At 47.4% G+C, this 13,860-nt stretch carries 12 protein-coding genes; 5 read left to right on the top strand and 7 right to left on the bottom strand.

The window, feature by feature from the left end; genetic code table 11:
* Positions 1-35 precede the first annotated feature (35 nt).
* The 5 genes from Nant_RS11030 to Nant_RS11010 form a co-directional block, all read right to left on the bottom strand.
* Positions 36-1,343: a TRAP transporter large permease gene (locus tag Nant_RS11030; protein ID WP_054341709.1), complete on the bottom strand. Its 1,308-nt coding sequence runs from the start codon at positions 1,341-1,343 to the stop codon at positions 36-38.
* Entirely contained in the window at positions 1,343-1,861 is a 519-nt protein-coding gene (locus Nant_RS11025; RefSeq protein WP_054341708.1) for a TRAP transporter small permease, read from the bottom strand. Before Nant_RS11025 ends, Nant_RS11030 begins: the two co-directional genes overlap by 1 nt.
* A 57-nt stretch (positions 1,862-1,918) precedes the next feature.
* Positions 1,919-2,899, bottom strand: a complete 981-nt coding sequence (locus Nant_RS11020) for a TRAP transporter substrate-binding protein (RefSeq protein ID WP_054341707.1) — start codon at positions 2,897-2,899, stop codon at positions 1,919-1,921.
* A 197-nt stretch (positions 2,900-3,096) separates the two neighbouring features.
* Positions 3,097-4,461 carry a sigma-54-dependent transcriptional regulator gene (locus tag Nant_RS11015; protein ID WP_054341796.1) on the bottom strand — a complete coding sequence of 455 codons (1,365 nt, stop codon included), beginning with the start codon at positions 4,459-4,461 and terminating at the stop codon, positions 3,097-3,099.
* Between the two features lie 8 nt (positions 4,462-4,469).
* On the bottom strand, positions 4,470-6,413 hold the full coding sequence (locus tag Nant_RS11010) for an ATP-binding protein (protein WP_054341706.1): 1,944 nt from the start codon (positions 6,411-6,413) through the stop codon (positions 4,470-4,472).
* A gap of 256 nt (positions 6,414-6,669) precedes the next feature.
* On the opposite strand from Nant_RS11010, the gene Nant_RS11005 reads away from it, so the two are divergent.
* Positions 6,670-7,674: a TRAP transporter substrate-binding protein gene (locus tag Nant_RS11005; protein WP_054341705.1), complete on the top strand. Its 1,005-nt coding sequence runs from the start codon at positions 6,670-6,672 to the stop codon at positions 7,672-7,674.
* A 66-nt stretch (positions 7,675-7,740) separates the two neighbouring features.
* Here Nant_RS11005 and Nant_RS11000 read toward each other — a convergent pair whose 3' ends face one another.
* Both Nant_RS11000 and Nant_RS10995 read right to left on the bottom strand, forming a co-directional pair.
* The gene (locus Nant_RS11000) at positions 7,741-9,159 is read right to left on the bottom strand and encodes a heavy metal sensor histidine kinase (protein WP_054341704.1); all 1,419 of its coding nucleotides are present in this window, start codon (positions 9,157-9,159) and stop codon (positions 7,741-7,743) included.
* Positions 9,146-9,838 (bottom strand): heavy metal response regulator transcription factor, encoded by a 693-nt coding sequence (locus Nant_RS10995; RefSeq protein WP_082400206.1) that lies wholly within the window; start codon positions 9,836-9,838, stop codon positions 9,146-9,148. The genes Nant_RS11000 and Nant_RS10995 overlap by 14 nt, the downstream gene beginning before the upstream one ends.
* A 258-nt stretch (positions 9,839-10,096) precedes the next feature.
* On the opposite strand from Nant_RS10995, the gene Nant_RS10990 reads away from it, so the two are divergent.
* From Nant_RS10990 to Nant_RS10975, 4 genes are all read left to right on the top strand, one after another.
* Positions 10,097-12,142, top strand: coding sequence for a copper resistance system multicopper oxidase (locus tag Nant_RS10990; protein WP_054341795.1), 2,046 nt, complete (start codon positions 10,097-10,099; stop codon positions 12,140-12,142).
* On the top strand, positions 12,139-12,999 hold the full coding sequence (locus tag Nant_RS10985) for a copper resistance protein B (protein ID WP_054341702.1): 861 nt from the start codon (positions 12,139-12,141) through the stop codon (positions 12,997-12,999). Before Nant_RS10990 ends, Nant_RS10985 begins: the two co-directional genes overlap by 4 nt.
* A gap of 68 nt (positions 13,000-13,067) precedes the next feature.
* A complete protein-coding gene (locus Nant_RS10980; RefSeq protein WP_076495976.1) occupies positions 13,068-13,388 on the top strand; it encodes a hypothetical protein in 321 nt (106 codons plus the stop codon).
* Between the two features lie 75 nt (positions 13,389-13,463).
* Positions 13,464-13,860: cytochrome C oxidase Cbb3 (locus Nant_RS10975; protein ID WP_082400204.1), on the top strand; the 397-nt coding region annotated here is incomplete at its 3' end.

Here is a 13,860-nt window from a genome sequence, read left to right as displayed (position 1 = left end):
GCCGGGCACTTTATAGTGCTGCGGCCCACTTGTTATTATCGTGGGTTCATAGAGGTGGGAAGGTAGGTCACGATCTCAGGAAACAGATAGATCAATACCACGGCAAACATGATCAGCAAGAAAAATGGTAGCGCAGCGCGAGCTACATACAGAATATCTTTACCGGTCAGTGCCTGAATGACGAACAGGTTAAACCCGACCGGTGGTGTGATCTGGGACATTTCGACCACTAATACTATGTAAATACCAAACCATAGCAGATCGATTCCAGCTTGCTCCACCATCGGCAAGACAATGGCAACGGTCAATACCACTACCGAAATACCGTCTAGGAAGCACCCTAGTGCTACAAATAAAATGGTCAGGTAGATCAGCAGCATCCCGGGGGAGAGAGCCATATCGCCGATCCATTCTGCCAGCGCTCTGGGAATACCGAGAAAGCCCATCGCCAGGGTCAGAAAGTGCGCCCCGGCCAGAATCAGGCCGATCATACAGGAGCTTTTGACTGCACCGGTTAAGCTCTCTGCAAAGCTACTTTTGTCCAATGAGCCAGTAACAGCCGCAAGGAATAGTGCTCCAACGACACCCAGTGCAGCGGCTTCGGTTGGGGTAGTAAAGCCACCGTAAATGGAGCCCAGCACAAAACCAATCAAGCCCATTATTGGCAATAGTAAGCGCAATGCTTTGATCTTTGCCGCAAAGGAAACATGCGATTTATCGTGCTGAGGCAACTCGTCTTTGTTCAACATCGCCCATGCGGCCGTATAGCCCATAAATAATGTAACTAATAACAACCCCGGCAGAGCGCCCGCGATGAACAGACGACCAATCGATACCTCGGCGGCAACACCGTAAACAATCAGGATGATCGAAGGCGGAATCAGCAAGCCTAACGTACCTGAGCCGGCGAGTGTGCCAATCGCCATTTTGTCACTGTATCCCTGAGCCTTGAGCTCTGGCAATGTCATTCTGCCGATGGTGGCGGCGGTGGCCGCTGAAGAACCCGACACCGCGGCAAAAATCCCACAGCTGAGGACGTTGACATGCAGTAGCTTGCCGGGCAATCCACTTAACCAGGGTGATAGCCCTTTAAACAGATCTTCAGAAAGCCGGGTACGAAACAGTATCTCCCCCATCCAGATAAACAGGGGTAGTGCCGTGAGTGACCAAGAGGTACTTGCTCCCCAGGTCGAGGTGGCAAATAGTAAACCAATCTGGTCATTACCCGACAGAAACAGTCCTAAGACACCCACGCCAAACAGTGCTAATGAAACCCATACTCCCAGTGCCAGCATCAGCAGCATGAACACTGCCAGGGAGATTGCGATAACGGTCATGTCCATTAAATTTCCTCCAGATGAATTTCGCCTTCGTGCACTTTATAGGAAGGCGTCTGGCGTCTTAGCAGGGCGATAACGTCATCTAAAATAGCGATATTCAATATAAGAATACCCAGCGCGACAGGCACCTGAGGCATCCAGATCGGAACTGAAACATAGCCAAAAGAAACCTCTTCAAAAATGTAAGATTCCCAGACCATGTGAATAGAGTAGAAAGACATAAAACTGACCAGTAACAGCGCAAGAATCAGGACTAATAACTCTTGAATGTAGCGAGGGCCTTTTCTCCAGTGTTGAATAACCAGGGTGACTCTTATATGCCCGCCTTCACGAAAGGTATAAGCAAGTCCGAAAAATGTGGCAGCGGCCAGCGCATAGCCTGAAAAATCTTCCGCAGAAGGGACAATAAAGCCTAACAATCTGCCGACTATTTGCGCGGTAATAATGAGTGTAATCAGGATAATACAGAACCCAGATAAGTATCCGGATACAAGATAGAGCTTATCGAGTAGAGAGCGCATAATAACAACCCTTTTTGATGGCCCTGCTGATTTAGCAGGGCCTGTTGGCGTCGTTGATTACTGGTTGAAGGTTGTCAGAATAGCCTCAACTTCAGGGGCTTCGGCTTTCCACTCTTCGATCATGGTTGCGCCGATTTTATTCAGCTCAGCCATTAGCTCAGCCGATGGCTCAGACACGATAATTCCTTTATCAGCTAAGATCTGTGTATCTTTCTGTGCTTGAGCTTTAACGCCAGCCCAGCCTTTGGCTTCGGCATTGGTTGCTGCATCAAGAATGACCTGCTGGGTTTTTTTATCCAGACGCTTGAACGCTCGTTTGTTGACGACAACCACATTTTTCGGAATCCAGGCACGGATATCTGTGTAGTGGCTCAGGTAATCCCATGCCTGACCATTTACGCCAGTGGAAGGTGAGGTGATCATGGCATCGATAATGCCGGTACTGAACGCTTGTGGGATCTCAGGTACTTGTACGGTTGTTGGCGAAGTATTCATCAGATCAGCCAAGCGGGAGGTTGATGGGCTATAAGCGCGCATCTTTAACCCTTGGATATCAGCCAGCGTGTTAACCGGTACTTTTGTGTAGAGGCTCTGGGCAGGCCATGCAACGGTGTACAGTAACATCATGCCTTCTTTATTCAGCTGCTTTTCGACTTCTGGCTTGGCGGCATTCCAGAGTTTCTCGGCGCTATCGTAAGTCGTTGCCAGGAAAGGAATATTATCGTGTTTAAAAACCGGATGGGTGTTACCCATAATGCCGATAAACACTTCGCCCAGCTGAACCTGACCGGTTTTGACCGCGCGAGGAATTTCCGGATGCTTGATCAGCGATGCACCCGAATGAACAATGATATCTAAATCACCAGCGGTGTTGTTTTTGATCTCTTCGGCAAACTGGTGGGCGATTTGCGTCGGAAGGTTAGCATCGCCATAAGGGGTAGGCATATGCCATTGGGTTTCTGCGAAAGCGCTGCCGGCAGAGCCGAATGTCAGTAAGGATGCAAACAGGATTGCAGCTCGAGTGGTGACAAATTTCATTATTATTCTCCAAATCAAAGATAGATTAGCGATACCAAGGGCATTTGCTACCCTTATATTTAGCAATGCCTGTGCCAAGCATTGATATTAAAATAATACGTTAAAAAACATATGGTTATAATTTTAATATCAGCTGTAAATATATCTTTTGGGTCATTTTTGACATAAATAATGCACAATGTTGAGTCAGTTTTAACTCACTCATCTGTAAAGTCACTGCGATCCAGTCCATACTTTTTCATGCGCAGGTAGAGTTTTTTACGAGGGATATCAAGTGTCTGGGCAGTCAATTCAACATGGCCTTTGTTCGCTTTCAGCGCAGCAGAAATAATCTCTTCTTCATAGCTGGCAAGAAGCTCTTCAAGATTGCCTTCTTTTGCTGTCTGAATGTCGCTATCAACCTTGTTTTCATACGCAGAAGGCAATCCCAGTGACCAACGTTCTGCTGCATTGCGCAACTCTCGTACATTGCCGGGCCAGGATTGGGTGCTTAACTGTCGCAAGAACAGCTCAGGCACCGGTCGACTTTCACGACCGAAGCGCTGGTTGGCCTGGTCAGCAAAATGGCAGAACAAAACAGGGATATCTTCCTTGCGTTGATCAAGGCTGGGGAGTTCAATGCTGGCTACGTTCAGGCGGTAGTATAGATCTTCCCGAAACTCTCCCTGGTCAGACGCTTCGCGCAGGTTAACTTTAGAGGCAGCAATAACCCGGATATCGACATCGATATTTGCATTACCGCCCAGGCGTTGCAGAGTGCGCTCCTGTAATACTCTTAGCAGGCGTACCTGAAGAGACGCCGGCATGCTTTCTATTTCATCCAGAAACAAGGTGCCTCCGTTGGCATACTCTATTTTACCTATGCGCTTTTTATGTGCGCCGGTAAAAGCACCGGCTTCATGGCCAAATAATTCGCTTTCTATGATCGATTCGGTCAGTGCACCACAGTTAAGCGCGACAAAACTTTTTTTGGCTCTGGGGCTAAAATCATGCAGGCATTGGGCTACCACTTCCTTACCCGTACCGGTTGCGCCATTGATAATCAGATCAACGTCAACATTGGCTAGTTGTAAAACCGTTTCCCGAAGACGCCACATGGAGGCGGTCTGGCCCACCAGGCGATTATCAATTTCGTGCTGCCCCTGAATGACCTGTCGTAAAGAACGATTTTCCAGTACCAGTTGACGCTTTTTCCAGGCACGCTGTACCGTATTGAGATGATGCTGCGGATCATCTGTTTTTTCCAGAAAGTCGTATGCACCCATACGAATCGCCTGAATCGCAATGGCTATATCGGAATGACCGCTAAACATAATCACCGGTATCTCGGGATCTATTTCGAGTATTTTTTGTAATACTTCAAGGCCACCTATGCTATTCATTCGAACGTCACAGACAATCACCCCCATCCAGCCCATGGAGCACTCTGCTAAAGCAGCGAGGGGGTTTTCAAAAGCGATGGCGTCATAGCCTTCCAGCTGGAGCGTCTGAATCATTGATTCACGGACGATTTCTTCATCGTCTATGACGATTACCTGGCCATTATTAATAGCTGCGTTCATGACTGAGCTCATGACTTGCTTCTCCGGTACTCTGGTAGTTGGATACAGAATGACGCACCGCTATCCGATTCATCATCCACGCTCAACTTTCCACCAAAATTATTGATGATGTTATAAGAAATAGACAAACCTAACCCTAGGCTCTGGCCACGTCGTTTAGTCGTAAAAAAGGGCTCAAAAATATTCTCACGTAGCTCTTTGCTAATTCCGGGACCATTGTCCCGTACATAAATTTCTACTCTGTCGTTATTATGCAGGCACTCGATGCGAATCAATTTTTTCGGTCGATCAGCAATAGCATCCAGTGCATTGGTCACCAAATTCAGCACAACCTGCTCAAGTTGCACTGGGTCGGCAGTGACGCGGTTGCTCTGACGTTGGAAACTCACCTCTATGGTGGTTAATTTCCTGACCTCATCACCTTCAAGCATGAGCAAGACGTTATCCATTACTTGCTGTAGATCGACTACCACCAGATTATCTTTTTGTGGTCGTGCTAAAGACTTAAGGCGCGTAATAATCGTGGTGGCACGTTTGGTTAGATTGGAGATCTGATTTAAGTTTTTCTCAGTTTCTTCAAATCGCCCTGCATGAAGCAAGCGCAGACCGTTATGTGAATAATGCCCGATTGCCGATAGCGGCTGGTTAATTTCATGCGCAATCCCCGCTGATAATTGACCGAGTGCCGCCAGTTTACCTGCCTGTACCAGCTCTTCCTGTAATGTTGCGAGCTGATCACGGAAGCTGACCAGAGAACGTGCCATGGCGCCAATTTCATCATCGCCTTTTATCGGTACCTGTTCATCCAGGTTTCCGTTCGCTATTGAGCGCATGCTGGCATTCAGGCTGGTAATTCGCGCCACCATATTACGGCCAACATAGAGCCAAACAATCAGAATAGAAAATAAGAGGCTGGCTGTGACCATTAATAACATCCAGATACGGCCTGTTTTGATGGTCGCCCGGGCATTGTAGGCAGAGCTTTGGGCTGCTTGCTCTGTTTTATCGGTCTGTATTGCAATCAACAGGTTTAGCTTGCCAAGTTGTTGACGAGCCTGAGTAAGCAATAGCTGACCTGACTCCAGAATAGCGCGTTCCTTACTTCGGATGGAAAACATATTGTTTTCACCACGCGTCAGAAAAACGATACTCCCTACCGTTTGATTTAATGGTTGTATGCCATGTAAATCATCAACTGTCTGGAGATCCTGTTGGATACGCTGGATTATTTCTTCAGAATGAATTTGTGTAGCGATCAGTGAATTCAGGTCGGGCAAGTGCTGTGCCCGATCAACTAAATTAATCAGAAGGTTTGCATCTGCCTTGATGCGATATAATCTTTGTAAATCGGCATTTATCTCGTTAACTGATTTTGTGCCGAAGTTGTCTCTAATCATCCAGGAATCAGCGTTTTCCTGATTAAAACGGCTAAACAGGTTGAGCTGAACCTTCTCTATCAGTGTATTTATATCGATCAAAAAACTCGATGCTATCCAGCGAAGACGTTGGTTTTCTGTTATTTTTTGTTGCTGTATTTTTAGTTTTTCGAATACATTGCTATCAAGCTCAGCCAATGTAGTCTTTAAAACTGCTGTTTGCTTTAAGAAAACTTGTTGAGCCAGATTATCCTTAGTAACCGCTGAAATTATCGGTAATAAGTCATTCATGCTGGCGATGTTGAAATTTAATTCCCATAGGGTTAGCTGACGACTGTGTTCATCTTTGGCCGCCAATAGGCTCGGTGCCATCAGGGTTATTTTAGTGCCTAATTCTTTTAAATCAGCTATTACACCCAAAGTACGGATGTTGCCTTCCACCACGCTATTTAATTCATTGCCAAGGCGGTTAAACGATACCCAGTTAACAATACTGGCGAGTAGGATAAGCGTACTTAATGTACCAAACGCCAATAAAAAACGGCCGCGAATTCCCAACCGATAACTACTTTTCATAAAAAGGGTACCTTAATAAAACTAGCCAGCATCATAGTCACTTCAGCGACTAATGAGAAATTAAGCAGCCATTAGAAATAAAGTAACCGTCATAGCTCTATTGTTTAGCCCGTTGCTTGGTCGGTCGGTTATAGTCAAACGCTATAATAAAGGCTACTCTGGATATTCAATTAAATCATTATTCCGGGGCTTTGATAAGTCGGTGTTTATAACAAGGTTAAAGAACTACTCTGCTTCATTCATCCTCGTTCTGGCGATGTCAGGTATCAGCGGCCTTTTGGCCGCGAACGATACTATTATCATCAAGGCGGTAGGGACCTGGGGATATTTCAGCAATTACCCAAAACATGAAGAGCCCTTCTGGAATCAGCATATTGCTGATGTATCCGGTGGAGATATCGTGGGGGAGATAAAACCGCAAGATGAGCTGGGCCTGCGCGGTTTTGAAATCATGCGCCTGCTTAAAAGTGGTGTATTTGATTTCGCCTTTGGATTGCCAGCGTACGCCATGCAGGAAAGCGAAATTTTCGAAGGGGCTGATCTGTCATCTTTGGTACAGAATATTGCCGTGCAGAAGAAAGTTGCAGCTGCCTACTTTCCAACGCTGGAGCGCGCCTTTACAGAAAAATACAACGCTAAACTGATGATGTTGTATCCATTTCCCAGTCAGATGATCTGGTGTAAAAAACCGGTGAACAGTATTGAAGATCTGAAAGGAAAGCGGATTCGGGTATTTTTAACCACGCTTGGCGATTTTGTCGAAGGGGTGGGTGCTATTCCTGTCAGCGTGGCCTATCACGATGTGCCAAATGCGCTTGCAAACGATAGGGTCGACTGTGTTATTACCGGAACTATGTCAGCGTATACTGCGCAGTTATATAAGCTAACGCCTTATGGATTTACTCTACGGGTTGGCTGGGGGTTGGCATTCGGCGCCATCAATATCAATAAGTGGAACCGGTTGAGTGAACCCCAAAAGAAACTCTTACAGCAAGAAATTTCAATCCTGACTGAAAATATGTGGAGGGAAACCGCGACCGAAGATGCCATAGCGCTGGCCTGTTTGTCTGCGGGTCCTTGTTCGCTGGGTGAGACGGGCAACATGGTTTTAGTCGAGCCTTCGAAATCTGATCTTCTAATTCGCGACAAGATTGCCACGGAGGTTATCTTGCCGCGTTGGGCGCAGCGTTGCGGACCTGAATGCGCCTCTAACTGGAATCGTACGGTAGGAAAAATTCTTCATTTAAGAGCCGGCAACTAAGAGCCGAGGCAGCGCGTTAGACAACGATTTTGTGTGGAGCGAGTCGCTGACGGTAGGTGCATACTCCTACAACATGGAAGATTTTCTGCTTTCGTTTTGAAGCGGTAATACGATACAAAATGAGACTGTGTGGTTATCAGAGTGCGCGCAGATACTGCCTCCATGGGACTCTATGATTGACTTGGTGATTGCCAGCCCAAGTCCCGCGCCTTCGCTTTGTTGTTGGCGCGAAGGATCGACCCGGTAAAATCGATCAAATAATCTGGAAAGATGTTCGCGAGGAATATTAATACCCGGGTTAATAATTGTAATACTTACTCTGTAGTTATCAGGCGTTTCGAGTTTAACGATAATCGTTTCTCCATGCGGGGTGTGCCGGATGGCATTGGACAGCAGGTTAGACAGCGCGCGTCTTAATAACGATCGGTCTCCCATGATATTAGCTGGCGGTCCTTCTAAAAGCAGGACTATGTGTTTTTCTTCTGCCAGGGCTTCAAAAAAATCAAACAGTTCGCTAAGTTCCAGCGTTAAATCCAATGGTTCCAATACAGGTTTGATCAGGTTGTTATCGCATTTGGCAAGCCACAGCATGTCGCTGACCATCTTGGTCAAACGCTCCAGTTCTTCTAAGTTGGAATAGATCAGTTCCCTGTAAGTATCCGACTCTCTGGTTTTACTGAGGGTCACTTGGGTCTGAGTGATCAGGTTAGTAAGCGGCGTGCGTAATTCGTGGGCAATATCTGACGAAAAGTGTGAAAGGCGTTCAAATCCTTCTTCCAGACGACCGAGCATATGATTGAAGGATTGTGCTAATTCCAGTAATTCAATGGGCACAGCCGTCGTGTCGATACGTACATTGAGATGGTTAGTTTCAATTTCACGCATGCTGTTACTTAAGCCTCTCAGCGGGAGGTGTCCTTGTCGAATACCGAGCCAGGTAATGAATACAGTGGCTATGCCTGAACCTAGCATAATGAGCCATAATTTCTTACGGAATTCGTCAAGAAATTGCAGGTGAAACCCCATATCGACGGCTGCCGTAATACGATAAATGACGCCTTTTTCAGCGGCGGTGGTGATGGCTCCCCGATAAGTTTTCCCATCACTTTTCCATATGCGTAAGCTGTCTGCATCGATGCTTTGGCTGGGTTTTAGCGATTCTGTGGTCTGTGTGAAATCTGTATTATTGGAATGATATAGTAGCGGCGTCTGGTTGCTCTCAACCTGATAATAGACACTATGATGGCCGGAAACTGCACGCGATAAAGCATTCTGTAGCTGGACCCTGTCATTCGATTGTTTTAGCACCGATACGATGGATTGAGTAATGACATGAAGTTCAGCAGAATCCTGCTCAATAAAGTGCTGTTTTACAGATGACATGACCAGCGAGGCGGTGAGGAACAGGCTTAGCCCTATGGCGATACTGACAAATAGCAGTACTCGCAGAGTGAGTGAGATAGGGCGTGTTTTACGCGGAGGCATTATCGTCCTCCACGTCTAACGTGTAGCCCATACCGCGAACGGTGTGGATAAGTTTAGGTTCAAAGTTGTCATCGACTTTTGCTCGAAGTCTTCGAATGGCTACATCGATAACATTGGTATCACTGTCAAAATTCATGTCCCATACTTCAGAGGCGATTAACGCACGGGGTAGTACTTCACTCTGTCGACGTACCAGTAGTTCCAGCAATGCAAATTCTTTCTGGCTGAGTGCTATTTTTCTACCTGCGCGAGTCGCTCTGCGCCGGGGTAAGTCAAGTATAAGGTCAGCTATTTTAAGTTGGTTCGTTGCGCTGGGTGCGACGCCACGTCGCAGTAAAGAACGGACTCTGGCCAGAAGTTCGGTAAAAGCAAAAGGCTTAACGAGGTAATCATCAGCACCCAACTCCAGCCCTTTTACTCTATCATCCACACTGTCACGGGCGGTAAGAAATAGCACTGGTGTTTGATGTCCCGCTTCCCTGAATGACGTGAGTATCCGCCATCCGTCAACATCCGGCAACATAACGTCGAGAATGATTAAATCGAATCGCTCTGTCATGGCGAGGTGATAGCCATCCAGTCCATTGCGAGCCAATGTGATCAGAAACCCTGCTTCTGTCAGCCCCTGGCGCAGATAATCGCCGGTTTTAGCTTCGTCTTCTACCACCAGAAGTTTCACGGCTCGTCTCCCGTCTTGAAAAGTAATTAGTGTAACGGATGCATGCTCACAGTGGCATGACCTGAAGATTACAACTTTGTCATCTTCGGGTCATGCTGGTGTCAGTATGGGACGGTTAGTCTATACGAACTACAAATGAGTAGGAGCTACAAATGAAAAGTAGTCTCTTTAATAAATAGCGGTCACTCATTATCTGCATGAACACGTATCTGCATGAGCAACTGCATGATAGGTGGTTGCACCGGAGCATCAGTTAACATGAAACAAGACGAATCAGCGTTAATTTCCCGCCAACGTTTTTCCCGGCGGCTTTTTGTAAAAGGTCTGGCGGCAGGCGGTGTATTATCAGCGATGCCAAGGCTGCTTTATGCCAACACAAATGATACGCGTCTGGGATCGGCCCCTGTCTTAAGTGGCCAGGAAATAAATTTGATCATTGCTGAAACCCCTGTCAACTTTACGGGTGTTATGCGAATGGCTACCACTGTCAATGGTTCCATTCCCGCTCCGACTCTGCGCTTACGCGAAGGTGAGGAAGTGACCATTCGCGTTACCAATCGTCTCTCAGTTTCTACCTCAATACATTGGCATGGGATTATTCTTCCTTATGAGATGGATGGTGTGCCCGGCATAAGTTTTCGCGGTATAGCACCGCAAGAGACCTTTGAGTATCGCTTCACGTTACAACAAAGCGGGACGTACTGGTACCACTCCCATAGTGGTTTTCAGGAGATGACCGGCATGTATGGCGCCATCATTGTTGAACCACGTGAAGGCGAATCTTTCCGGGCGGAGCAAGATCATGTGATACAGCTCTCCGATTGGAGCGATGAAGATCCGATGTCTGCATTTTCAAAATTGAAGGTGCAAAGTGATGTTTATAACTTCAATCAGCCGGTAGTCGGTGAGTTTTTACAGGATGCCTCAACGTTGGGGACCAGCGGTGCGCTTAACAAGCGCAAGATGTGGAATCAGATGCGGATGAATCCTACCGATTTAGCGGATCTTTCAGCCACAACCTTCACGTATCTGATGAATGGCATGACGCCAGCGGGGAATTGGAACGGATTATTTAACAAAGGCGAACGGGTGCGTCTGCGTTTTATTAATGGCTCCAGCAATAGTTTTTATGATGTTCGGATTCCGGGTCTGAGTATGACCGTTGTGCAGGCCGATGGACAAAATGTGAAACCGGTCAGGGTAGATGAGTTCCGTTTTGGCCCCGGTGAAACCTATGATGTGCTGGTTGATCCTCAGGACGATGCCTATACGATTTTTGCACAAAGCATGGATCGATCCGGTTACGCCAGCGGCACCTTGTCCGTTCGTCCGGGTATGGTTGCTGCTGTGCCGGAGCTTGACCCTGTTGAATGGCTGGCAATGACTGACATGATGGGAGCTATGGATCACAGCGCTATGAAAGGCATGGATCACAGCACCATGAAAGGCATGAAAGGCATGAAAGGCATGAATGATAGTGCTATGAAACCAGCTATAGATCACAGTGCCATGAAAGGCATGAATGATAGTGCTATGAAACCAGCTATAGATCACAGTGCCATGAAAGGCATGAATGATAGTGCTATGAAACCAGCTATAGATCACAGTGCCATGAAAGGCATGAATGATAGTGCTATGAAACCAGCTATAGATCACAGCGCTATGAAAGGCATGAATGATAGTGCTATGAAACCAGCTATGGATCGCAGCGCCATGAAAGGAATGGATCACAGTGCCATGGGACATAGCATGGAGACTAATCCTCTGGCGACGCCTTCACAAACCGTTCGACATGCCAGTACTGAATATGGCCCATCTGTCGATATGCGTGTCGATACACCGCGTACCAATCTGGATGATCCGGGTATCGGGCTGCGTAACAATGGCCGGCGGGTATTAACACTGGCTGACTTGCGTTCCGTCACGGGTGTGCTGGACGATGATCGTGTGCCAACGCGCGAGATAGAGCTACATCTCACCGGTAATATGGAACGCTATAGCTGGTCTATTGATGGCTTGGAGTTTGGTCAGAGTACGCCCGTATCGCTGCTTCATGGTGAGCGAGTACGCGTTATTTTGCAGAATGACACTATGATGACGCATCCCATGCATTTACATGGTATGTGGAGCGATCTGGAGTCAGCGGAGGGCGATTTATTGGTGCGCCGTCATACTATTTCGGTACAACCCGCACAACGTGTGAGCTTTTTGACAACACCGCATGAGTTCGGCCGTTGGGCCTGGCATTGTCATCTTCTTTTCCATATGGATGCGGGCATGTTCCGCGAGGTGGTAGTGTCATGAAACCAGTTACTTTTGTTAAACGACTAAAACCTCTGACCGTCATTGCTGCATTAGCAATGAGTACCTCTCCGTTGCTGGCCTATGCTGCCGGCACTGATGCAAACACTGCAAAAGCGCAGGGCGGTGAAGCGCCCGCCGATGCGCGTGATCCGCATGCCTATTCTGATGGCTATACGTTAGAAAAAGGCCCTTATGCGCTGGGAGGGCCGCGTCAACTTAAATTGGCCGACGAGCATAAGTTCTGGGCGATTCTGGGCGATCGTGTCGAATATGACGCCGACAGTGAGACCGGCGTATTTGAGCTTCAGGGGTGGTATGGAACGACCTATGATCGCCTGACTATTAAACTGGAAGGTGATATCGCCGACGGACGTCTTGAAGAAAGCCAGACAGATCTGTTGTGGAGTCATGCGAGTAGTGCCTATTTTAATACTCAGTGGGGCGTACGGCTGGATCAGTATGATGAAGGCACTGATCGGCAGTGGTTGGCTGCGGGCTTGCAAGGGCTCGCTCCTTACTGGTTTGAATTGGATATGACCGCTTATCTCGGTGAAAGTGGCCGCACGGTTTTTTCACTGGGGGCGGAGTACGAGTTATTGTTCACTCAACAGCTGGTTTTACAACCGAGTGCTGAACTGAATTTTTATGGGCAGGATGATATCGAAAATGGGTTAGGCAGTGGTCTTACTGATGCTGCTTTAGGTGTGCGTTTGCGCTATGAAATCACCCGTCAGTTTGCACCTTATGTGGGTGTTGAGTGGACCAGTAAGGTGGGGCAAACGGCTGATATCGCGCGGGCCGCTAATGAGTCCGTTCGTGATACCCGTTATGTCGTAGGCGTAAAATTCTGGTTTTAAAGTGCTGCTTTTAAGCGTGCTTTAAACACAAATGAACACATATTATTAAAAATAATCAGGAATCAATCATGAAAAACAAAAAATTAAGCGTACTTATTGCTGTTCCTGCACTCATGCTGGCATTTTCTGTACAGGCGCATAGTGAAAAAGAGCATATGAAAAATGCAGAGAGCCCTGAGTGTGGCGATATGAGTACGATGGACCCTGGCAAAATGGATATGAGTGATCCTGTGATGATGGCCATGATGCAACAGTGCATGAGCACCATGCAGCATGGCTCTGCAGAGCCAGACGCCGCCTCATCTCACGGCTCAGCAGAGTCAGACGACGCTTCATCTCATGGGCATGGCGATGAGGTAAAGCCTGGTCACCATAAGCCAGCTGAGTAATAAAATAAAAACAGCGACATGCATGAGCCCTTGCCGAACGAGTGGCAAGGGCGGTTTGTCAGCGGAGAGTATTGGATGACAGTTTTAAAAAAAGGTGCGTGTTTCAAGCGACTGATAGCCATGGCTGGGGTTGCTGTGCTGGGAGGCGTGGCGTTTCTCTACTCGGGTTTATATCCGATGGGAGCAGATGATCCTCATTACGATATTACCACGTGGACACTAGAGACCTTGCGTGAAAATTCGATTGCGCGTGCCTCGCAGGACATTGAAGTACCGGCTGATCTCGGTACGGTTGATCGTTTGCTCAAAGGAGGTGCCGATTACAATGGCATGTGTGCCGGCTGCCATCTTAAGCCCGGTAAAAGTGAAAGTGATTTTACATTAGGTTTGTATCCATCACCGCCTGATTTAGCCACTATTTCGCGCGCTGATGGCGATGCAGATTCAAAAGCAGAAGATCAGCGGAATTTTT

The sequence above is a fragment of the Neptunomonas antarctica genome (assembly GCF_001305295.1).
Lineage (GTDB): Bacteria > Pseudomonadota > Gammaproteobacteria > Pseudomonadales > Balneatricaceae > Neptunomonas > Neptunomonas antarctica.
The sequence above is the reverse complement of the archived record's forward strand: the minus strand, read 5'-3'. Positions and strand labels throughout refer to the sequence as shown.